The 20,795-nt window shown below is 58.9% G+C and carries 21 protein-coding genes and 1 pseudogene; 11 read left to right on the forward strand and 11 right to left on the reverse strand.

Annotation, left to right across the window (positions count from 1 at the left end):
* Positions 1 to 165: 165 nt before the first annotated feature.
* The 5 genes and pseudogenes from VUN82_23440 to VUN82_23460 form a co-directional block, all read right to left on the reverse strand.
* Entirely contained in the window at positions 166 to 1,893 is a 1,728-nt protein-coding gene (locus tag VUN82_23440; protein XAS71990.1) for an ABC transporter family substrate-binding protein, read from the reverse strand.
* A gap of 74 nt (positions 1,894 to 1,967) precedes the next feature.
* Positions 1,968 to 4,115, reverse strand: coding sequence for an ABC transporter ATP-binding protein (locus tag VUN82_23445; GenBank protein ID XAS71991.1), 2,148 nt, complete (start codon positions 4,113 to 4,115; stop codon positions 1,968 to 1,970).
* The gene (locus tag VUN82_23450) at positions 4,112 to 5,071 is read right to left on the reverse strand and encodes an ABC transporter permease (protein ID XAS71992.1); all 960 of its coding nucleotides are present in this window, start codon (positions 5,069 to 5,071) and stop codon (positions 4,112 to 4,114) included. The genes VUN82_23445 and VUN82_23450 overlap by 4 nt, the downstream gene beginning before the upstream one ends.
* Positions 5,071 to 6,054 (reverse strand): ABC transporter permease, encoded by a 984-nt coding sequence (locus VUN82_23455; GenBank protein XAS71993.1) that lies wholly within the window; start codon positions 6,052 to 6,054, stop codon positions 5,071 to 5,073. Before VUN82_23455 ends, VUN82_23450 begins: the two co-directional genes overlap by 1 nt.
* 264 nt (positions 6,055 to 6,318) lie before the next feature.
* Positions 6,319 to 6,495: pseudogene (locus tag VUN82_23460) on the reverse strand (recombinase family protein).
* Positions 6,496 to 6,673: 178 nt separating this feature from the next.
* On the opposite strand from VUN82_23460, the gene VUN82_23465 reads away from it, so the two are divergent.
* On the forward strand, positions 6,674 to 7,039 hold the full coding sequence (locus VUN82_23465) for a hypothetical protein (GenBank protein XAS71994.1): 366 nt from the start codon (positions 6,674 to 6,676) through the stop codon (positions 7,037 to 7,039).
* 112 nt (positions 7,040 to 7,151) lie between these two features.
* Here VUN82_23465 and VUN82_23470 read toward each other — a convergent pair whose 3' ends face one another.
* Positions 7,152 to 7,808, reverse strand: coding sequence for a hypothetical protein (locus VUN82_23470; GenBank protein ID XAS71995.1), 657 nt, complete (start codon positions 7,806 to 7,808; stop codon positions 7,152 to 7,154).
* A gap of 202 nt (positions 7,809 to 8,010) precedes the next feature.
* Here VUN82_23470 and VUN82_23475 point away from each other — a divergent pair, with 202 nt between their 5' ends.
* The 7 genes from VUN82_23475 to VUN82_23505 all read left to right on the forward strand — a co-directional run bounded on the left by VUN82_23475 (position 8,011) and on the right by VUN82_23505 (position 13,893).
* Positions 8,011 to 8,325: a helix-turn-helix transcriptional regulator gene (locus tag VUN82_23475; GenBank protein ID XAS71996.1), complete on the forward strand. Its 315-nt coding sequence runs from the start codon at positions 8,011 to 8,013 to the stop codon at positions 8,323 to 8,325.
* Positions 8,322 to 8,906 (forward strand): hypothetical protein, encoded by a 585-nt coding sequence (locus VUN82_23480; protein XAS71997.1) that lies wholly within the window; start codon positions 8,322 to 8,324, stop codon positions 8,904 to 8,906. The genes VUN82_23475 and VUN82_23480 overlap by 4 nt, the downstream gene beginning before the upstream one ends.
* 773 nt (positions 8,907 to 9,679) lie before the next feature.
* A complete protein-coding gene (locus VUN82_23485; protein XAS71998.1) occupies positions 9,680 to 10,909 on the forward strand; it encodes a hypothetical protein in 1,230 nt (409 codons plus the stop codon).
* A gap of 285 nt (positions 10,910 to 11,194) precedes the next feature.
* Positions 11,195 to 11,560, forward strand: a complete 366-nt coding sequence (locus VUN82_23490; GenBank protein ID XAS71999.1) for a hypothetical protein — start codon at positions 11,195 to 11,197, stop codon at positions 11,558 to 11,560.
* Positions 11,561 to 11,820: 260 nt separating this feature from the next.
* Positions 11,821 to 12,189 (forward strand): Rid family hydrolase, encoded by a 369-nt coding sequence (locus VUN82_23495; protein XAS72000.1) that lies wholly within the window; start codon positions 11,821 to 11,823, stop codon positions 12,187 to 12,189.
* Between the two features lie 833 nt (positions 12,190 to 13,022).
* Positions 13,023 to 13,331, forward strand: coding sequence for a hypothetical protein (locus VUN82_23500; protein XAS72001.1), 309 nt, complete (start codon positions 13,023 to 13,025; stop codon positions 13,329 to 13,331).
* 106 nt (positions 13,332 to 13,437) lie between these two features.
* Positions 13,438 to 13,893 carry a DUF4304 domain-containing protein gene (locus VUN82_23505; GenBank protein ID XAS72002.1) on the forward strand — a complete coding sequence of 152 codons (456 nt, stop codon included), beginning with the start codon at positions 13,438 to 13,440 and terminating at the stop codon, positions 13,891 to 13,893.
* A 128-nt stretch (positions 13,894 to 14,021) separates the two neighbouring features.
* Here VUN82_23505 and VUN82_23510 read toward each other — a convergent pair whose 3' ends face one another.
* From VUN82_23510 to VUN82_23530, 5 genes are all read right to left on the reverse strand, one after another.
* Positions 14,022 to 14,768 carry a DUF2510 domain-containing protein gene (locus tag VUN82_23510; GenBank protein XAS72003.1) on the reverse strand — a complete coding sequence of 249 codons (747 nt, stop codon included), beginning with the start codon at positions 14,766 to 14,768 and terminating at the stop codon, positions 14,022 to 14,024.
* Between the two features lie 1,005 nt (positions 14,769 to 15,773).
* A complete protein-coding gene (locus VUN82_23515) occupies positions 15,774 to 16,121 on the reverse strand; it encodes a hypothetical protein (protein XAS72004.1) in 348 nt (115 codons plus the stop codon).
* A 124-nt stretch (positions 16,122 to 16,245) separates the two neighbouring features.
* Positions 16,246 to 16,764 (reverse strand): hypothetical protein, encoded by a 519-nt coding sequence (locus VUN82_23520; protein XAS72005.1) that lies wholly within the window; start codon positions 16,762 to 16,764, stop codon positions 16,246 to 16,248.
* Between the two features lie 256 nt (positions 16,765 to 17,020).
* A complete protein-coding gene (locus VUN82_23525) occupies positions 17,021 to 17,665 on the reverse strand; it encodes a hypothetical protein (GenBank protein ID XAS72006.1) in 645 nt (214 codons plus the stop codon).
* A gap of 111 nt (positions 17,666 to 17,776) precedes the next feature.
* A complete protein-coding gene (locus VUN82_23530) occupies positions 17,777 to 18,118 on the reverse strand; it encodes a hypothetical protein (GenBank protein ID XAS72007.1) in 342 nt (113 codons plus the stop codon).
* 118 nt (positions 18,119 to 18,236) lie between these two features.
* Here VUN82_23530 and VUN82_23535 point away from each other — a divergent pair, with 118 nt between their 5' ends.
* From VUN82_23535 to VUN82_23545, 3 genes are all read left to right on the forward strand, one after another.
* Positions 18,237 to 18,779 (forward strand): GNAT family protein, encoded by a 543-nt coding sequence (locus VUN82_23535; GenBank protein XAS72008.1) that lies wholly within the window; start codon positions 18,237 to 18,239, stop codon positions 18,777 to 18,779.
* Between the two features lie 429 nt (positions 18,780 to 19,208).
* Positions 19,209 to 19,562, forward strand: a complete 354-nt coding sequence (locus VUN82_23540) for a hypothetical protein (GenBank protein ID XAS72009.1) — start codon at positions 19,209 to 19,211, stop codon at positions 19,560 to 19,562.
* 315 nt (positions 19,563 to 19,877) lie between these two features.
* On the forward strand, positions 19,878 to 20,165 hold the full coding sequence (locus VUN82_23545) for a hypothetical protein (protein ID XAS72010.1): 288 nt from the start codon (positions 19,878 to 19,880) through the stop codon (positions 20,163 to 20,165).
* Positions 20,166 to 20,795: the final 630 nt, after the last annotated feature.

The following is a 20,795-nucleotide window of genomic DNA, read 5'->3' on the forward strand; positions in this document are numbered from 1 at the left end:
CAAGACCGCAGGACGTGAGAGAACGATCGGGGAAAGGCAGTTGGACGTGAGAGAGGGATGGCAATGGGAAGGCCGGGAGCCCTCCCGAACCGATGAACAGTTCAGGGAAGCTCCCGGCCTTCTTGTGTCTAAGCCCTCCGGTGTTCTTAGGCCTAGAGCCGGGCTTTACTTCTTGGCGCCTTTTTCCCATCCGAGAGTGGTCCAGTCCGGAACGTTGGACAGGCTCTTGAAGAGGGACGGGCCATAGTTGGCCAGGCCCGTGCGAACGAACTGGATCTCCGGGCCGTTGAGGACGGTGCCCATGGAGAAGTACTTCTCCATGTGCTTCTTCTCAACGTTCATGGCAGCCTTGTTGCGCTCAGCGTCATCAGCAATGGTCGCAAGACGCTTGATTTCAGCGTCGAGCTCAGCATCGCCCAGACCGTTTTCGTTGGTCGACGAATCGTAGAACTGCTTCACGGCGTCGGTGGCATCCGCGCCCACGGTGTAACCGGAGATGGTCACGTCGAACTCGCGGCCACCGATGACCTTCCCGAAGTCGGCGTCACCGCGTTGGTCGATGGTGACATCCATGCCGGCAGCCTTGAGTTGATTCTGCAGGGTCTGCGAGGTTGCGGCCGTGGTGGGGTCGTCGCCGAAGTTGGTGATCTTGAAGGCCACGGGGACGCCATCCTTCGCCATGATGCCCTTGTCATTCGGGGCATAGCCAGCATCCGTGAGGACCTTCTTGGCCTGCTCAGCTCCGGTGTCCTTCACGGGGTAGTTGTCCTGGTAGTACTCCGAGAACGGCATGAGCATCATGGAGCCCGAGCTTTCCTCGGACCAGTTCAGGCCGTTGAAGCGGACATCGCGGATGGCCTTGCGGTCCACTGCGGTGAAGATCGCCTTGCGCACGGCAACGTCAGTAAGGGCCGGGCGCTTGGCGTTCAGGTTAAGGCCACCTGCGAACAGGCGCTGGCCACGACGAACGTCAGCGTCTTTGGTACCTTCGAGCTGCTTGTAGCGGCCGAGCGTACGGCCATTGGCGGCGTCGATTTCACCGTTCTTGAAGGCGGCAATCGTAGCGCTGGGTTCCATTTGGCGCCAGACGACCTTGTCGAGGACGGGCTTCTGTCCCCACCACTTGTCATTGGGAACCATGGTGACCGTTTTTGCTGTGGTGTCGTAGTTTTCAACCTTGAACGGGCCGGCCATCCACTCGGGGTGCATGTTGCCGGCGAAGCCCGTGTTGAAGATTTCCGCTGTGTTGATCGCGGGGTGGATCAGTCCGAAGAAGAGACCCTCCAGCGGGAAGACCGGCTGGGTGGTGGTAACAATGACTTCTTTGTCGTTGGCGCCGGCCTTGACCGAGTCAACGAACGCGTAGGCGCCGGCGGAAACGATGTCGATTGACTTGTCTTCGCCCTTCAGCATCTTCCACGTGTTCTCGAAGGTCTTGACGTCAATCGGCGTTCCATCGTTCCAGGTCGCCTTGTCGTTGACCTTGATGGTGATGGTCTGCTTGCCGTCCTTGACTTCGCTCTTGACGTCTTCGCAGAAGTCCTTGTTGGGCTCTGCTTTGCCGTCGAAGTCCAACTTCCAGCAGCCGCCAATGCCGCCGCTGTTGATGGAAGCCGTATTTACCGGGGTCATCAGCGCCGAGTTGTCTGCGCTGTTGCCCACATTGGAGAAGCCGTTAAAGTCCGGGCCAATGCTGCCTACAGCAAGGGTGACAGTGCCGCCCTGCTGGAGGTCTTTGGCTTCCTTGGCGTTAACGCTAATGAGCTTGCTGATGTCGCCGCCAGCTTCTTCGGCCTTCTGGGAGGCCGGACCCGACGGCGTTCCCCCGCCGCAAGCGGTCAGCAATAGTGCTGCTGCAACTGCTACGCCGCCGATCGTCGTGTACTTCTTCATGGTTTGCCCTTCATGTTTACGACTGGAAATCTTTACGAATTGAATACAGGGTTCAATCAATGAGTCATTTGTCGTCAGGCATGCACCACCAGCATGTCGGCATCTATTTCCCCGTCCGGGAAGAAGCATGCAAACTCCTGTTGACCTTCTGAAGCAAGTGGCGGCTCCAGAGTAAGGCACTTCTCCTGCTTGGCGGCAGGTAGTGCGGCGAATACGGGGCAACGCGTTGCGAAATTGCAACCCTTTGGCGCATCAAGCGGGCTGGGCAGATCGCCCTGCAGGATGATGCGTTCACGTGTGCGTTCCAGATTGGGATCCGGTACTGGGATGGCAGAGAGCAGGGCCCTGGTGTAGGGGTGCCGCGGATTGTCGAAAACTTCATCCACATCGCCGGTTTCCACGATCTTGCCCAGGTACATCACGGCCACGCGATCCGAGATGTGGCGGACCACGGAGAGATCGTGGGCAACCATCAGGTAGCTCAGGCCCAGTTCGGCGCGAAGCTGGTCCAGCAGGTTGATAACGCCGGCTTGGACGGAGACGTCCAATGCGGAAACGGGTTCATCCAGCACCACGAGTTTTGGATTCACCGCGAGCGCCCGGGCGATGCCGATGCGCTGGCGCTGGCCTCCTGAGAATTGGTTGGGGAAGCGGTTGACGTGGTCCGCCTGCAGGCCCACGAGCCGCATGAGTTCCATGATCCGCTTCCGTACGGCGGCCTTGGGCATGCCCAGGTTTTCCAGCGGTTCGGCCAGGACTTCGTACACCGTGAAGCGCGGATCCAGTGCACCCGTGGGGTCCTGGAACACCATCTGCATTTCCTTGCGCATGGCCATCTTGGTCTTGGAGTCGGTGGCTACCTTGTTGCTCACGCCGCCGATGACCACTTCACCCACTTGGTCCGGGTGGAACTCCATGATCTCCAGCAACGTGGTGGTCTTGCCGCAACCGGACTCGCCGACGATTGAGAGGCACTCGCCTTCCCGGATGTCGAAACTCAGGCCATCAACGGCCTTGACCGTGCCAATCCGGCGCTTGATCAACGCGCCCTTGAGCAGAGGGAAGTGCTTCTTCACGTCCTTGAGCTCAAGGACCTTGTCGCGATCAAGGCGGGCGACGCCGTCGAACTTTGACACGGGCTTGGGCGGCGCCTGGAAAATCTGGTGCGCGTCCGCGTCGCCGGACAGCTCGTCAGTTTTGATACAGGCGGCCCGGTGGCCTAGGGAACCCGGCACCGAAAAGAGCTCGGGCTCACCGTGCAGGCAGGCATCGCTGGCGAGCGGGCAGCGCGGCGCGAACGAGCAGCCGGTTACGGGCAGGGCCAGGTTGGGCGGCGTGCCTTCGATCGGAACCAGCGACTGCTTGTTGGCAGTGTCAACGCGCGGAACGGCGCCTAGGAGACCCATAGTGTAGGGCATGCGCGGGTTGTAATAGATGTCCTCCACAGTCCCGGTTTCCACCGGCTTGCCCGCGTACATGACCATGATGTCGTCGGCCATTCCCGCTACGACGCCGAGGTCGTGGGTGATCATGACCACCGCGGCGCCGGTCTCCTCTTGTGCTGTGTGCAGGACTTCCAGCACCTGCGCCTGGATGGTGACGTCCAACGCCGTCGTGGGTTCATCCGCGATGAGTACCCGCGGATCGTTGGCGATCGCAATGGCGATCATCACGCGCTGCCGCATGCCGCCGGAGAACTCGTGCGGGAATGCCTTCAGCCGGTCCTTGGGGCTCGGGATGCCCACCATCCGCAAAAGCTCGACGGCGCGGGCTTCTTTAGCCTGCTTGCTCATGGTGGGATTGTGGACGGTCAAGGCCTCGATGATCTGGTTCCCCACGGTGTAAACGGGGGTCAGCGACGAGAGCGGGTCCTGGAACACCATGGCGATATCGCTGCCACGGTGCTTGCACATCGCTTTGTCGCTCAGGCCGAGGAGTTCCTTGCCCTTGTAGCGCACCGAACCGGAGATGTCAGCGGTCTCGGGGAGGAGTCCCATGATGGCCATGGACGTGACGGACTTTCCTGAGCCCGATTCACCCACTATGCCCAGGGTTTTGCCCGGCATAAGGTCGAAATCGACGCCGCGCACGGCGTGGACAACGCCGTTCTCGGAATTGAAGCGGACGTTGAGGTCGCGGACGCTAAGGACGGCGTCGCCGGGTGCGTAGAGCCCGGCGTCGCGAAGTCGCTCTGCAGGCGTGTGGGAGATGTTGGTGCTCATTTGGCAGCCTTTGCGGTCTTGGTCTTGGCCCGACCGATGGAACTGGAGCTGGGGTCGAAGGCGTCTCGGAGGCCGTCGTTCATCATGGCCAGCGAACCGGTTAGGAGGAACATGACGGTCAGCGGTACCCAGAACATCCACGGGAACGAGGACACTTGTCCGGTGGCCTGGCCGATGAGGACTCCCAGGCTGACATCGGGGAGTTTGATGCCGATGCCGATGAAGGAGAACGCCACTTCGGCCAGGACGGCCCCGGTAATACCGCGGGTGAAATCGAGGACCAACAGTGAGCCGATGTTGGGGACGAGGTGACGCCACACGATCTTGCGGGAGGGAACACCCATATACTTGGCGGCTTTGACGTAGTCCCGCTGCATGAGGGACATCGACAAGGAGCGCACCAGGCGGGCGGTGCCCATCCAGCTGAAGAACAGCAGCACGATGATCAGCAGGAGCCAGCTGGGAAGGTCCTTGAGTCCGCCACCTCCGCTGGTGGCCACTGCCACCACCAGGATGGCCGGCATCATGATGAGGGCTTCAAGGATGAACAACATGACGGCGTCCACTTTGCCCCCGAAGAACGCCATGGTGCAGCCGTAGACGGCGGAGATCAGGACAGATACGCCGCCCACGATCAGGCCGATAAAGATGGAGATCCGTGTGCCTTCAACGATGAGCGCCATAAGGTCAATGCCGGCCTGCGACGTACCCAGGAAGTGATCCGGTGATGGTGCCATGCCGATGTTGAGGGGATCGATCGTGTCCTTGTCCCAGGGCGTCAGGAATCCGCCGAACAAGGAGAAGAGGAACAGCGCCAGGAAGATGAACAAACCGGCGACGGCGGTACGGTTCCGCATGAAACGACGGAAGATAATGCGGGACTTCCCAATCACGACGTCCTGGTCGGCAACCCTTGACTCGTCGATTTCCGCAATCGGATCAATGATGTTCGTCATTACTGGACCCTCACTCGTGGATCGACCAGCGTCGTCGCGAAGTCGGCAAGGATGGCGCCGATTGCGAAGATCACCGAGCCGTAGGCCAACGTTGCCGTGGCGACGTTGACGTCCTGAAGACCGATTGACTGGATACTCCACAGTCCGATGCCGGGCCAGGCGAAGATCGCCTCGGCAAAGAAGCCGCCGGTAAAGATCGCGGGGATGGTGAAGGCAATGCTCTGCGCGACGGGAATGAAGGACACCCGCAGGGCGTGCCTGCGGATGGCTTGGTTGCGGGTAAGTCCCTTTGCCCTGGCGGTGCGGACGAAGTCAGCATTCACGTTGTCCAGGAGATACTGCCGCTGTGCGATCTGGTAACCGGCCCAACCGAAGATGGTCATCGCGAAGGTGGGCACGGCGTAGTGGGCCACAAGGTCAACGAAAGCCGGCCACCCCGGCTCGATCCCCGGCGTCGAGATGCCGGTGACGAAAAAGATGCGCTGGCCTACGGTTTCGTTGACGCTGATTGCGCCCAACTGGACCAGGAAGTAGGCGATAGGTGCCGGAAGGATGTGCACCAGGTAGCTGTAGGACGTGATGACGCGGTCCTGGTACTTGTATTGCCGGGCTGCTGAATAGACGCCGAGAGCGACGCCGATGATCAGCGTCAGGATGATCGAGGCGATAAACAGCCGCGTGGAAACGAGTACCCGGTCAGCGAATTCCGCGTTGACGAATGCCCCGTTTGGGCTGCGCCCCCAGTCCCAGCGGGTGATGATGCCGCCGAGCCAGCCGATGTAGCGTTCCCATGGGTTGGCGTCGGGGTCCAGGCCCAGTCCACGGAAGGAGGCGGCTACTTGTTCCGGGGTTGGCCGCGGGATCTTCTCCTGTTCCAGGACCGCGGGTTTGAGCGTTGATACTGCCAGGAAATAGCCCGCGCTCGTCGTCAGGAAGATCATGATCAGGTAGATGCCCGACCGCTTCGTCAGATATTTCAGCATGTCGGGCGGCTGCCCTGGATCGTGGCAAAGATCAATGCTCGTCCTTCCGCGGTTCCCGGCTGTGGCCGGCGTCAGCTACGAATTGGCATGAGGGGTGATGGCCCCCCAGACCCCTCCACGTGAACACCGCCCTTGTATGGCATGGGTCACATTCAAGAGGAAACTACCACAATAACTGCTTCACGTTTCGCTCAATGAGGGCCGGTTTCACGCCTGCAGCCAGATTGTTATCTGTTTTCGCGTCACGATTTCGACGGCGGAGGCTCTGACTGCCGCCATCGCTTCACGTAGGCCTGCGCGGACGCGGTTCGCTCCCGTCAGTCCGTGATCGACGAAGATCTGCTTCTGTTCAACACCAAGGGCCAGAAGAGCGTTTCATTGGGCGGTCAGGTCCTGGTGGTTTGTCGAGCCCCGGGCATAGCCGATTCTCATTCCAGCCATAGCAAACAAGGTTGCAGTAATCCCCCCATCATCGTGCATTTCATCGTGCGGGTCTTACGTACATGGTCTGGGCCAGCAACTACTACGGGACGTGGCGGCGCGCTTCTTGGGCACGGTGATCGACCGGCTTACGGGCGCGTGATGAGGCGGCATCTGCCGTGACTGTTATGGTCGGAGCATGAAACGGGCGTTCGCGACAGGTGGGCTGCTTCTGTTGCTGACCCCACTGCTAGCTGGCTGTGTGGGCGACTACTTCGCGTCCGACGACTGCGACGGTCTTGCGAACGAGCTCTCTCCGGTCATCGAGAAGTCCATCGGGTCCGCGCCATCCATAAACAGCACTTGGGGCGACGGCGGGATGATGCCATGGTGCCGAATCGAATTCTCGACGAACAAAGAGTATGCGCCCGACGATGAGCGCCTCAGCGCGCTGAAATCCGAAGTCGAGGCAGGAATGGCGGACTGGTCAAGTGGCGTCGTCGTGATAATACATAGGGGTAACGACCGCAGTATTGAAGTTCTTTCGCCTGACGATAAGCGCTGAAACAACGCGTCACGCGATGCAGTTAGAGCCCCCGGGAGCTCTAGCCCTATTGTTTCCCGGCCAGGTGCATAGCTTCGTTCCTGCTCGAGGCATAAGAGCCGCACCTCATCGTCTATACCCATCCCCACTTTGAAGGGAGCGTCGGGTCCACATCACTCTCCAGGAGGACTGTGGTCACGGCGAGGCCGTCTTCGCTGAGAAATGGGTCGTCTGGAAGGTAGCCAGTGTCAATTCCATAGAGGCGATGAGCCGCAGCCAGCATGTCATGGCTCCGAATGACACCCCGGCGGATCATGCTCAGAACATCCTCGGTCTCGCTGATTTCTTTGATGTGGTACTTGCGCCACACGCCGTACTGCTCATTGAGCGCAGAGTGCTCCTCGTCAAGAAGCATGCGGCCAGCTTCGCTACTGGTCCACATTTTTAGAAGGGATTCGCTTGGCACGTCATGTGGAACTTTGGTTGCGACTGACAGCTTGTGCCTCCTTCCCCGGTAGAGTCCGATCTGAACGAAACTCCCGTCGAAAATTGCCTGTTGGTGAAGGGTTATGTTTCGAGCCCGGGCGAGAGCCTTCAGCCAGGGGTCGTCCTTGAACGGCTCTCGCACTTGGTTCCATCGTTGAATGTCTCCTCGTTGCTCAATCTCCTTCTGGAGAATCTCGCGAATAGAGCTCACTGAGGCGAGGAACGCGTTGAGATTGAATCGAAAAGAACGGGGATCGTGATACTCGTTTTCCAGCCGATGGTTGGCATTAAACGTCTCAATCAAGCGGTCCTCCGAGTGAGGCACTGGGCACTCGGTGTTGTTGTCTTGAACAAGCTGGCAAATGACCATGCCGAATACTAACCCCGTGGGGTCCGAACGAGTGCGCCTTCAGTCACTCTTCCATCTTGCGTTCGCGGAATGGGCAGCGGGCGCCCGTTAGTCGGTCCTCTTCCGGAAAATACTCAACCTATGTAGAGTTAGACCTATGAAGGTTACGCACTCGCTCGCGCTGGTCGCACTCACGATCCTGCAGATGACTCACGAAAATGATGGATACATCTGGGGATATCAGCTCTCCAAACGTTCCGGCGTTCGCTCCGGAGTTCTATATCCCCAGCTTGACCGCATGCTAGATGAAGGTTGGCTGGAGGACCATTGGGAGGAAAGGCCGGAAGGTCAGAAGAGGCCACCCCGGCGCTACTACACCCTGACCGATACCGGTCGAATTGAGCTCGGTGCTGTAGTTCATCGAGTCCAGACCGAGCAGCGATTTTCCACCCTCCGAGGAGCGTTCGCATGATCGCCGACCTCATTTCTGCTCCAGGGGCCCTTGGCGTGTTCGGCTTGGCGGTGTTGCTGTTCGGCTTCGCGCCAGGACTGGTCCTCGCCGCAATCGTACGGCTCATACCTGATATAGATCGGCGGCGAGAATTGCAGGCAGAACTCTACGAAGTGCCGCGATGGGAGCGCCCGTTCTGGGTGGCGCAACAATTTGAAGTCGCACTGCGCCTCGGTTTGTCGCCGCGCATTTCGTGGGCGTGGGGTCGTTACGTATGGCATCGTTCCACGATCGAATCAGGCCTGCAGCGCCACCTGGAGTCGCCGGAGACATTCGAAATTCCGGACGTTGAACTCAAAGAACTGATCGGACCCGGTGACTTGGTGAAGCTTGCGTGGGCGGTAGCGCGATTCCCAGGGGAACGCATGTGGGTGAGGGTGACGCACCGCGATGGAGATCGGCTTAAAGGAAATCTGGAGAACTGGCCACTGTACGTTCACCTGCATCCGGGCGAACGGGTGACCTTCCTCATCGACGACATTATCGATTGCCATCTCATCGAAGTCACCTCAGGAGAGGTGCTGACGAATCAGGCAGCCTGATCGAAAAAAATGGCCGATAAAAGCATGCGGGTGCCCGTAAGCCTATTCACCACCGGACGTGCCTGCGCCCGATAGCGGATAGGCTTACGGATGGCGGATCAGGTCCTGAGGAAGTCCCACTCGCTATACCCACCGCAGCGCGCTCATCTTCCCGCTTCTGAATCCTGGTTGCATGAGGGAGCTTCCACCCAGTGCGTAGGTAACTGACTCCGGCGCCCTTCCGGTGCCTCCGGCGGCCATATTGACGAGCAGAGGTCGTTGTAATGGGGAGACAGAGCAGAGCCAAACGTGAGCGACAGGAGGCAGGGCTTCCTCACCCCTCTGTGGAGAAGAGGAGGATGGCCGAAGGTTGGCTCGCGCAGGATCGTGGGATGACGCTTGGGCCCACGATTATGGACTTTCTTGCGGCGACAGAAGTCGACGGGCACCTGTGGATTCGACAACGACTTATCGCGAACCACAACGTTCGTATGGTGGCAACTGCACGTTTCCCAGCCCAGTACCTTGTGGAATGCTGGACGCCCCTGAGACACCTGAGTCTGCTCTACATTGGACTCTGCCAATCTGGCTACGATCGTGACCAACACCCATCTAGTCACTCCGGTGAATGGGCGGATCAACTCCAGTGGGGACTCGACAGTATTCAGCAATCCGTGCGACTTCTCCTCTCCGGTCAGTTGGTCGGAGCCGCCGTTATCGCGAGAAGCCAACTCGAGCGCTGGACCCTAAACCGAGCCTTCCAAACCGACCTACATCAACACCCAAAGGAGTCAATGGCAGATTTCGTGGGCAGGGTCTGGAAAAAACGACCGTTCGATCGATACCGCTTTGGCCAGACCGACCTGCTCGTCGACGGACGGGAAATACTCCCTGAGGAGGTCATGCAGGGTCTGCACGATATCATCCACGCTAGGGCGCACATAGACGTCTTGGACTGGGCCAACGGTGGGTTTATCGATACGAAAGTTGACGCACGTCCTGCGCTGAGAGTGGTTTCAGACGCCTTGGTGCTCGCAACTCAGCAACTTACACTCTGCGTCGCTACCCTGTTGCAGGAAAACGGGAAACCGAGCATTGCTCGGGCTCTAGTAGAAAACATCCCTTCCATCGAGCGAATTGGTGTTTCGCCTAGGCCGGGTACTTGGTGGCCAGTCAATCTCCTGTTGATTCAGGGTTCCGCCGCAGTCCAGATTCACCGGGCCGCTGCCAACTTTGACGCAGTCTGCCGCGGGGAAAGACCCGCCGGCCGGGCCTACAACAACGGAGAATTGATGGAACTTTGCTTCACTAACTACCGGTCCAGATCCATTAGGACCGCTGAGGCAGCCTTCCACAGAGAATTCGAGAAGGTGGGTCGTCCCCTCACGCAGGACAACCTAGATGGAAGCGAAACTCCGCCGCTTGTGACTAGTGAAATGGCAGCAGTTTTGGCGTCCTGGCTTCCTTTGGGGAGTCCGATCCATGCAGCAGCAGCAGCGGTGTCGGACGCGCTCCGGGGGTCCTATTGGCTCTGGCTCGAGGACGACATGCGCGCTATGGCGACGCTACGCGTCGTTCTCGAACAAACCGCCAGAATGAGGGTTTGGAGACTGAAACCCCAGCAGGCTGTCGGCCTTGAAGAGAATTCGACTCCCACCCGGTGGTTGGAACGCGCTGGGTGGCGGCGCCTAGCCTCGCTGAATCGGGTGTTGGGGGAGATGTCCCACCTCCGCATAGGCGTGGGATGGGGGGAAGCGTTCAATCTGCTAGTGCTGTTGAACCCCGATGCGTCTCCCGAAGAAGCGCCATATACAGCCCGCCGACATGCGCTTGAGGCAGTAACGCGATTGGTCATGAAGGAACTTCGTGAACAGGTGCGTGATCTAGGCTCAGGCGTGGGATCGGCATTCGACGCGATAGCGGAAGAAATCTTTGCGGGTGGTCCTGCTGTTGACAAACAACTCGACGATTACCTGAATCATGTCCAAACGTTTCGTTCATACACTTTCCCGATGGGAAGCTGAGGCTCGGGAGAATTATCTCAAGCTTAGAGGCCAGAGGACACCGCAGGGTGATGCCACCTTTGCTCGTAGAAAGTCACCGGCGTCACTGAAAGGACGCACCCGGTCTAAAGGAGGCCGATTGCCTCATAACTTCCTTCTGCCGGTTGGATGTTCAGGGGCCCTTTCTGAGAGCTTCTTCGTAAAAGGCGAGTCGCGTAGCGGCTCGCGCCATGTCACGTTGTTCCTTGATGTAGGAGTACGCGATCCAGCAGCCGGCGACGAGAATGTGGCTGTTATGGTCGGAGCATGAAACGCGCGTTCGCGACAGGTGGGCTGCTTCTGGTGCTGACCCCACTCCTGGCTGGCTGTATGGGCGACTACTTTGCGTCCGACGACTGCGACGGTCTTGCGAACGAGCTCTCTCTGGTCATCGGGGAGTCCATCGAGTCCTCGCCATCCATAAACAGCACTTGGGGCGACGGCGGGATAATGCCGTGGTGCCGGATCGACTACTCAACGACCAAAGACCATGCGCCGGACGATGAGCGCCTCAGCGCGATGAAATCAGAAGTCGAGGCCGGAATGGCGGACTGGTCAAGTGGCGTCGTCGTGACAATACATTTGGGCACCGACCGCAGCATTGAAGTTCTTTCGCCTGACGATAAGCGCTGAAACAACGCGTCTCGCGATGCAGCTAGAGCCCCCGAGAGCTCTAGCCCGAATTGTTTCCCACAATAAAAAGGGCTTCACATCGTCTTCGCCGAGATTCTAAGGCGCAAGCGGAGGCCCGCTCGGCACCCGAAAGTCCAGACGGAGGCATTAAGTGACCGGTGAAGGATCGGCTTAGGGGCTTTTGAAGTGTCCGAGGGGCAGTCCTTGGTGCGCCCCCGTTGCTAGGCTGCAACAGCCACTCCCCCTACAGAAGGACACTCATGTCGCGCGCGGTCACCCTCATACGTTCCAACGCACTTTCAGATACAGCTCAGTACGCCTATGCGGCAACCGCTCCCAGCAACGCACGGCTTATCTTCTTGGCCGGCGCGTGTCCTTTGAATGAGGACGGGTCGACGGCGGGTGTCGGGGACTACGCGGCGCAGGCTGAGAAGGCGGTCCACAACCTGTGCCTCGCCTTGGAAGCCGCCGGCGCGAGCCTTGAGGACGTGGTCTCCACCCGCGTTCTTGTCGCATCAACTCACCAGGACGATTTGGTTACCGCATGGGACGTAGTCCGGGCGGCTTTTGGCACCCACGACGCTCCGAGCACTTTGATGGGCGTAAGGGTTCTTGGTTACATCAGCTAGCTTGTTGAAATTGAAGCGATCGCCGCAGTCCTCGACTGAACGGTCATTTGACCGCTCAGGGATCCTTCAGCGGGCACGCAATCCAGCAGACCTTTTGCTTCCGTCCGTATGTCCTTGGCTCCCCGTGAAGAAGCGTTCCAGACTGCGCCTGATCAAACCCGAGCCTGGTCCAAGGCACCCATCAGCCTCGTCACCCACAACCTCCTTCGCGCCCGCCGCTTCGCTCGTGTTGGTGGCAGGCCGGCTCGTTATGTTGATCCTGCCCAACTTCCCGCGCTCAATAGATTCATGGACGGTATAAGGATTTTGCCGTGAGACCTGAATACAGGGATCAAGCATCCGGACTAATCCGCTGGTACTCCCCCGGCGAAGGAGGTCGGCCGAACGGGCCGCCTTCGGGTCCAAGTTATGCTTCGACGGCCGTTTTCGCAGACGCATCCATGGATAGGGAGGTTCAACAGATCGTCAATGTTGAGCCATACAGTGTGGTGGTTACATTCGGGAAATCGGATGGAAAGGGTCGTACTGAGGCAAAGTTCAGGTTTCTCGCTTTGGACGTAATGGGCTCCCGGTTGCAACCAGGCGCGACCTTCTATCTGATGGAAGGATCGCATGTCGTGGGCGAGGCGCTAGTAATTGAGCTTCTCAAACTGTAGATCTCAAAGCTGGGAGCAAATCAGGGTAGGGTGGCCCACCGTGCGTTACAGCGCGCGATTGGGGATCCCTAACCGGACGTTGCCCATCTGGTCTAAGGACGCTCGATTGAGGCCGCGACATGGCGCGCAGTTTTTCAGCGGCGGGCCGGGATCTCCGCTCAGGACTAGTATTCGGTCATGTCAGACAAACCAGGTCGTCGCGTTATCCGCCTATTCCCTGATTACGGGCATCTATGGCCACTTTGGGAGAACAGCACGGCCGAGCATCCGACTAAATACACCATGGAGCCGGCGGATTTCGGACTCTCTCAGGAGCTCACCAGCCGGCTTCGAGCTTGGTATGACGCCTGGGAAGCAGAGAAATTGCATGTGAGCGGTTGGAGTTCGCGGGACGCGGAGAACGCGTGGAGAGCTGAGGGAGCCAGGATTGCGGAGCAGCTTCGCGACGAGATCAAGGCCTTCGCTGATGTGGAATACGACGAGTAACAGCCCCGGTGACTAAGACGGCACTATAGAAGTGTCCTTGGGATCCTTCAACGGGCACGGTTGTTCCTTGTCCGCTGTGCTCCCTTGCTGCGGCTATGCTCGTGCCGTGAGCATCGTTGGAGGCACTGCGCAGGACCACTTTCGTTCGATGGTGCGCACGGAATTGGCGCCGGAGCTGCGTCGCCTTGGTTTCCGCGGAAGCGGTGCACAGTTCGAACTTCCATCCGCCAGTCATTGGTTATTACTGGGCATTCAGAGATCAACGTCCAGTACCGCGGATGAGGTGCGCTTCACGGTGAACCTTTCTGCAGTCGACCGCCAGGCGTGGATCACCAAGCGTGAGACGGAGAAGTGGATGGGTGTGCGGCCTAGCGCAAACGTCTTGGGTCCTGTCACGACATCAATGCGTTTGGGAGTACTCATATGGGGAACTGACACCTGGTTTGCTATCCAGCCGAACCGATCCACTAAGGACGTCGCCTTTGAGGTCTTGGACGCCATTAGCGACAAAGGCATCTCCTGGTTACGCTCCCAGGAGTCTTCCAATGAGTCCCGCCCGTAAGGCGATCCACTATGCCTCACGCTTCGGTGTGCTCCTCCAACCGTCCTCGAAAGATGCGGCCAAAGCGCCTCTATTAACCCTGAACAAAACGGCGTTCCCAACTAACCGTCACGGAATCCCTCAGGACTTCACCGGCCCGTGACTAGGAAAAGAACTGCCATGAGCGCGTAGACGCCCCCAAGGATAAGGCCAAGGATCGCAAATATTCGATACTTCTTTGGCGTTCCATACGCTTGGGGCAGGCCCATAGCTGACAGCACAATGGCCGCCAGCGAGAGAATCAGCCCAAATATAGGGATTGAAAATAGAAAACAGGACGCAACTCCCAGTGCGAACCCAGTCGCTGCGACCGGATTCGCTGGTGGATTGACGGCGGCCTGCGCGTGCGTGTGCCGGGTCCAGGCTCCACCGTCCCACCATCGCTGTTGGGAGGAGCTGTTGGGGTCGGCGTACCAACCTGCCGCCGGCTTATTCATCTGAAGTCGGCCTTTTGCTTCGGATTGGGGATCAATGTTTGCGGATGTCGCTGGTTGGAAATTTCGTGAGAGTTCCGGCTTAGCAGACTTCGAAGCACGGAGCTTCACTCCAGCAACCCAGAAGAGGACGAGCCCTGCGACATCGAACGGGATCCAGAACTCCCGCGTGGCATACACCGGAACAAGCGGGTTGAACAGAACGGCTATAGCCACAAAGACACCAGCCCAAAGTGTTCTTTTCTGGGTGCCAGCAATGACGGCCACCCAGATTGCCGCCGCAGTCACAGCCCACCGCATGATGATGTACAACTCGTACTGGCCGCCCAAGTATGCCAGTAGCAGGAAGAACGCCCCGATGATGGCCGGCACCGTGGCCGGATGAGCCATGACCAGTGGCACGCCGTGTAACTGCTCCTCGGATCGCGGAGCAGTTGCGTGTCGTTGACCCCGGGACGGGTATGGGTCGAACGCAACCGGTGTTGTCGAACGGTGTACTACGTGCGAAGTCCATGCCTGCCCATCCCACCATCTCTGCTGTGATGGTTCGCTGGGATCGCTGTACCAGCCTGCAGCCGGACTACTCATGGAAACCGCCCTTTCACGTTCAACCTGAGGTCACTGTAGGCCACGGAAGGGCTGCTTTGGCTAACGCTTCGATGGCCGCCTTCGCCTCTTCTCGTAGTGAAGCCGCCCAAGGCCAACGGTCTGTCGTGCCTGTCAAAGTGCCCATTGGCCGATCCCTTCCGGACGCTTGAAGCGTCGGTAAGACCACCGGCTTATGGGCACATAATTTGATAAACGGGCCCCATGGCTGGCCCACCAAGTCGTGCAAAGGAACCACTACTAGTCCGAGAGGTCCTCTCCTTCGGCTTCATATTGGTGCGCGAGGGTCTCTCCTCGCCGCGTTAGCCTCAGCCAAAAGCCTTCACCCATCGGTCGCCACTCTAGAGCATCGAGTGCCATCTCTGACCAAATAACCCATGTTTCTGACGGAGGCGTCCAATCCTCAAAGCCCGTCTCCCCGAGCTCTCCAGGCACCAGGAGCCCCTCCGAATAAACGGAGTGAAGGACGTCCAGGACTACCTGCTTCGTATCCGGACTAATTGTGCCTCTAGTGCCCCACCACACGACGTTATGCAATGAAACCCAGTCGGCTAGGCCCGATACGACTAACTTACGGATGACTTCGTCTTTGCTTACCACGGCACGCCTTCCGCCAGATGTACGTCCGGCCTGATCCCGTTGCAGGGAAGATGTCGGTCGATAGTCCACTGGTCCCGGCATTAGGACTTTCACAAGAGCCTTGCGCCATCGAGCAAAGGACAATCGCTTAGAGTTCTGCCGCGTATCCCGTCGTCTCAGAGATGGTCCAAGCTCATACTAGTCAGGGCTGATTGGCTGCTGCTATGTCCGTAGAAGCGTGTCGTGCACCGTCACGTGCTCGCCGACCTGAACGGTCAATAGACCGTCCAGTCCCTCACAGCGGGACCACACTCGGAACTCTATGCGTCCATGCTCGTCACGCACGGAGATCTTCGATGCTGTCTCCCGCTCAAGAGAAAGCCGCACGTCGTCACCGTCACGCCAACGGACGCTTGCTGACCCAGCGATCTCATCCCAGGTCAGCTTGACGGTGCACCCATCGTTCGCCCACGCGATCACTGATACCACCCACGGCTGGCTGGACGGCTCGATCACAATTCCGAGATCATCCAGGTCTTCTAGCCGCGGAACCTCAAGTTGCGCGCTCATAACCACATGCTGTCACACTCGGCATGCGCAATGACCTGGGCTAGCTGCACGCTTAGGGATCCGTTACCGTGCGCCGCTGCTTCTGCGAACGACTCCGCAACGGCGGTCGCCAGGTCAATTCATCTCAGTCATCTGAAGCGACAATGACGTGGAGCGTGCCGAGAATCCGATCAATCACAATGTACTCGTGGAAACCCAAGCTGCCGGTGACGAAGCCGTAGTCATGTTCAGCTTCACGCGGGGGATTGTGCAGCTTCAGGACAGGACCTGAGTCCAAGAGTGAATAGATGGTTCCCAACCGTTGAATGGCATCGGCGGGTTGGGAGAATTCCGGGTCCGTCCAATCTTGGTCATTTGCCCAGACATCGATCTCGGCTCTCGCGGCCTCGGCCGTCGATGCCTCGAACAGACCCGGATGGATGGCATCAATCCTCCACCGCCCGTGGATGCCCCATGCGCGGACTTCCGTCGCCGGAGGAAAGGGGGATGCATAGTCGTGCTGATACCCGGGGCTCTGTATCAGGCTCTCGAGAATGGACTGGCTGTCCTGGCCTGGGTCGATGAGGAAATGCGTCAGGGCGACCCACATAAAAGTACCGGGCCCTAGATGGACGGTGTCTTCTCCAACAAGGGGCAATGTCATTGCTCAAATGTATTTCAAGGTTCGGTGGCTGGGCCGTTGGCGGCGCGTGCACCAAGTAGATCGCCACTCGGCAATGTCTTGCCATAAGGCGATCCTCAAGGGGACGCTGGGCGTCCGGTGGGCACCGTTCAAGTTTGACGCGCACTCAGAGGTGCGGAGCACCTCCTTTCTTGTCTAGAAACGGATGCCCGGTGAAGGATCCCTTACCGAACGCCCGAATCCATGGCATCGGATCTGGAAACGGGCACCACTGATCTCACAGCTCTGGGCGATTTGAAGATACAAGGAATGGGTTAGTCAGAGCCCTAAGACTGTTGAGTGCTGCAATCTGTGGGTACTGATCCCTGTGGAATCGCCATCGATCATAGGCATTCCAGTAGCTCAGCGCCCTTTGAACTGTCAGGCTTATGAATGCCGGATTGTCCTTGGTGAATTGGACATAGGCCTGTTGGAGTTCGGGTCGCTCAGCTAGCGTCGTCCCAAAGAACTGCTTTAGATCGTTGCCGATTTCGATGACGTATTCACCGCAGAGCTGGACCACGAACGGAATCGTCCACGAGGCATTCGCTTCGAGGAGATCCCGGAGAGCCGCTTGGCGGATTCGTCCGTCACCGTGTCTGGACATCCAAGCTGCGAGGATGAGTAATTGCTCTGGTCCCAGATTTTGAGTGCGACTAACCTCCGGCCACTGGTAGTAGGTCCTGTACGGGATTTGAACCAACTCACCCGAGATGTGAATTTTGATGGGGGACGGAGACCGGCCGTTTGTGTCTTGGATGAGTAGCGACATAGTTGGATGGTTTGGACACGCCAGAGCACGGAGTGCGGCGTTGGCATCCGCGCGAAACTCCAAGGGCACGGCGCCGAGGAGAAGAGGATCCATTATGGACGACTCGTTCATTGGCTCATTAAAGCAGCGCCAAAACCCTCATCACCGAAAGGGATGCCTTCGCCGTCACTGGTATCCCATTTCCTTGGAATTGGAACAGGGAGGGGACGCGGGCCGGAACATTCAGCCATTCGTGTCTTCGGAGATGGCTTCCAGGGCAAGGAGCATCGCGTGGGCTTCCTCAACCGAGAAGCGGGTGACAAGAGGCCACTCCCACCCGGCGCCGTAGTAATCATCGGTCACAGCAATACGAGCGATACGGATTGCTACTGGCAAGTCACTGATGTCCAAACCTTCCCCGCTGTCCAGTGCATCGATAAGGCTGTGGCGCTTCGAGTGGAAGGCCGTGTTATCCGCAAAGTCCAGCTTTCGAGCGAAGTGGTCCGACGACGACGCTGGGCCCCTCCAAACACGGAGCGCCGTCAGCAGGAAATCGCATAGGTCATCAGTAGGGTTTGTCAGCACTCTGGTCACCCATGAAGCTAACCATGCTCCGTTGAGGGATGTTCCACTTCCTTGTGAGTGGGACGGTGGCAGTTTCGGTATCTCCCATGCTGCCCGGGGCTCCGCGTAGAGTCTGAGAATGAATCCTCTGGTGCAGCCTGTACTCGTTGCGTCCCCTTACAGGCTCCGCCCGTTTACGGCAGCCGATGTTCCAGTGGTCCAGGAAGCCTCGAGCGATCCACTAATTCCTGCCATCACGACGGTTCCCGCCAGCGGTTCACGCCAGGCAGCTCTGGCCTTCATCGAAAGACAGCACCGGCGCTTAGTTGATGGCACCGGGTACTCCTTCGCGATTGCTGATTCCTCCTCTGATCAGGCGGTTGGCCAAATCGGACTGTGGCTGAAGAACCTCAGCCAAGGCCGGGCGAGCATTGGCTACTGGGTGGCACCAGCCCATCGAGGGAAGGGAGCTGCTTCTTCTGCTTTAGGTGCCCTCGCCGCCTGGGGTCTTGCGCACCCCGGGATTCATCGACTGGAACTCTACGTCGAGCCTTGGAATGAGGGCTCCTGGCGCGCAGCCGAGCGCAGCGGGTTCGTACGTGAAGGGACGATGAGGAGCTGGCTAGAGATTGGCGGCAAGCGCAAGGACATGTACATGTACTCGCGCCTTCCTGCTCGCTAGGAATCACGCTTCGCGGACCTCCCTGCTCTGCCGCGGTTTCGGTGTTCCACTTCCTTGGAAGTGGGACATCATTGACAGGCACACTCCTCAATCGCGCATCTGATTGTCAGCCAAGGTTCCTCTGGTACCGTTCGATGCCGCGCGGGTGCCCGTAGGGGGATCCCTTACCGGGCATCAGATCAAGAAGGTCTACCCCGCCGTCTGGCAGGAGTTGGGCGGAGTCCCCGATCGCTCCCGTAGAGTGGTGGTCCTCCCGGACCTGGCCTGGCTCGAACAGGCGACCACCCTCACCAAACTACGGGCAGGACACGCACTTACCGGGTATACGCATCTTGGGCAGGTTCGTACTGAGCATATGTTGCCTAATTGAAGAATTGAATTGGGCACCAATTGAGCCGTATGGGTTACACCTAGGCGAAGATTCTTCATATGCACGATTCGATCCTTCCCGCGCAGATCCAGCTGACCACCAGGTTCGGGGCTGTTCCAGCACCGCCCTCGCAAGGAGTGAACGTAGGAGTTTCCGAAAACCTGCGGTCACCGCATCTTCTACCCCTCAACGGTCTAAGGCATCCCGCCGCAACCGGGGCCAGTGGCTGGTTCATTTGGCGCGGCGAAGAGCTCGGAACCGCGCACGACTTCTTCGTTCCCTTGCACGTCGAGCATCTGACGACCTGGTGTCCGGAAGTCCTTCCCTATCTCGCGTTGCCTCCGGGGTGGCGATTCCTCTTAGCACCCGGCTACGAAGATGTCTGGTTCGACGAGTCGTTGTTGAATGCCTAAGGGAAGCTGATGATCCGGCTCAAGCTCCCTTCCAGTTCGCCGTCCGGTGAAGGATCCTTCACCGGGCACGGTTGCCCGTTGGTGGGCGGGAATCTGCAACAGGGTGACCATGGCCTGGAGGCACGTAATGGGCCGCCGGTTCTCTGGGGGCACGGAGCCGAGTAAGTGAGACTGGGCTCCGGATTTCTGGTCCTGGCTGGCCCGTCTTGCTGGTCCTGGCTCCCCCGTCTTAAGAGAACGTGCATTCCGTTTGACATCGACGAAACTAGAGGAAGACTATGGGCAAACAAAATCGTCGTCTTCTATGGAGTTCTCATGGCGGGAATCATGCTGGTCAAGCAGCGCGTCGCCGACGTCGCCCAATGGGATGCGGTGTTTCACGACCCGGAGTTGGACGCGGTGCGTCGCCGCCACGGGCTGGTGGTCACCGGAACCTACCTCGACGCGGAGACTCCGAACACCGTCATTGTTGCGATGGACATGGCCGATCTCGACCTGGCCCGGCAGTTCGCTTCCTCCGCCACGTTGGCCGACGCCCGCGAGAGGGCCGGAGCGATCGGCCCACCGGAGGGCGTCTGGTATGGCCCGAGAGAGGTTCGTTGACCGTGCACGGCGAGGCCGACCGGGCGCTGCCACGCTCATGGATCGGCGCAACCCCGCTCGGGATGGCGCGGCTTCGGGCCAAAAGATCGAAGTCGATTTCACATACGCCCGTTGAGGGATCCTCTACCGGGCACTGAAGTGCCCCTTGATTCCGGCCTACTTGGCAGTGCCCCTCCAGGACCATATCCGCGTAGCATGACGGCATGCCTGACCGGGACGAGACCGAAGCCGCTTCAATTACTCCCTCCTGGCACGGCCCGGAGTTATGCGGAGTACAAGCCTGCCACTGATAAACCCTCTCCTGCGCCAATCAACGTTGGCGGTTACGACGAGCTCCTCACCTGCTGCCAAGGGAAACGAGTGGTCCTTCCCCGCTCACGCGAGGGCCTTGTTGTAATTGATGCGCTGACTGTGGACCCGGAGGCGATGAAAGATCTAACCTGACTCGCTGCGGCCGTTGGCATGTTCTACGGAGACGTTCTCACTCACGCCATCCCGGGAGCTCATTGGGAAGTTATCGAAGTGGGCTTCCCAATGGTCCGGATAAGCAGAAACACAAGCATTTCGGTTATTCATGTGGCTCAACGATGGCTTGATGTAGGCTTCCCGACCCTGGTGATGAACTTCGAC

The organism is Micrococcaceae bacterium Sec5.1 (assembly GCA_039636795.1).
In the GTDB taxonomy this organism is placed as follows: domain Bacteria; phylum Actinomycetota; class Actinomycetes; order Actinomycetales; family Micrococcaceae; genus Arthrobacter.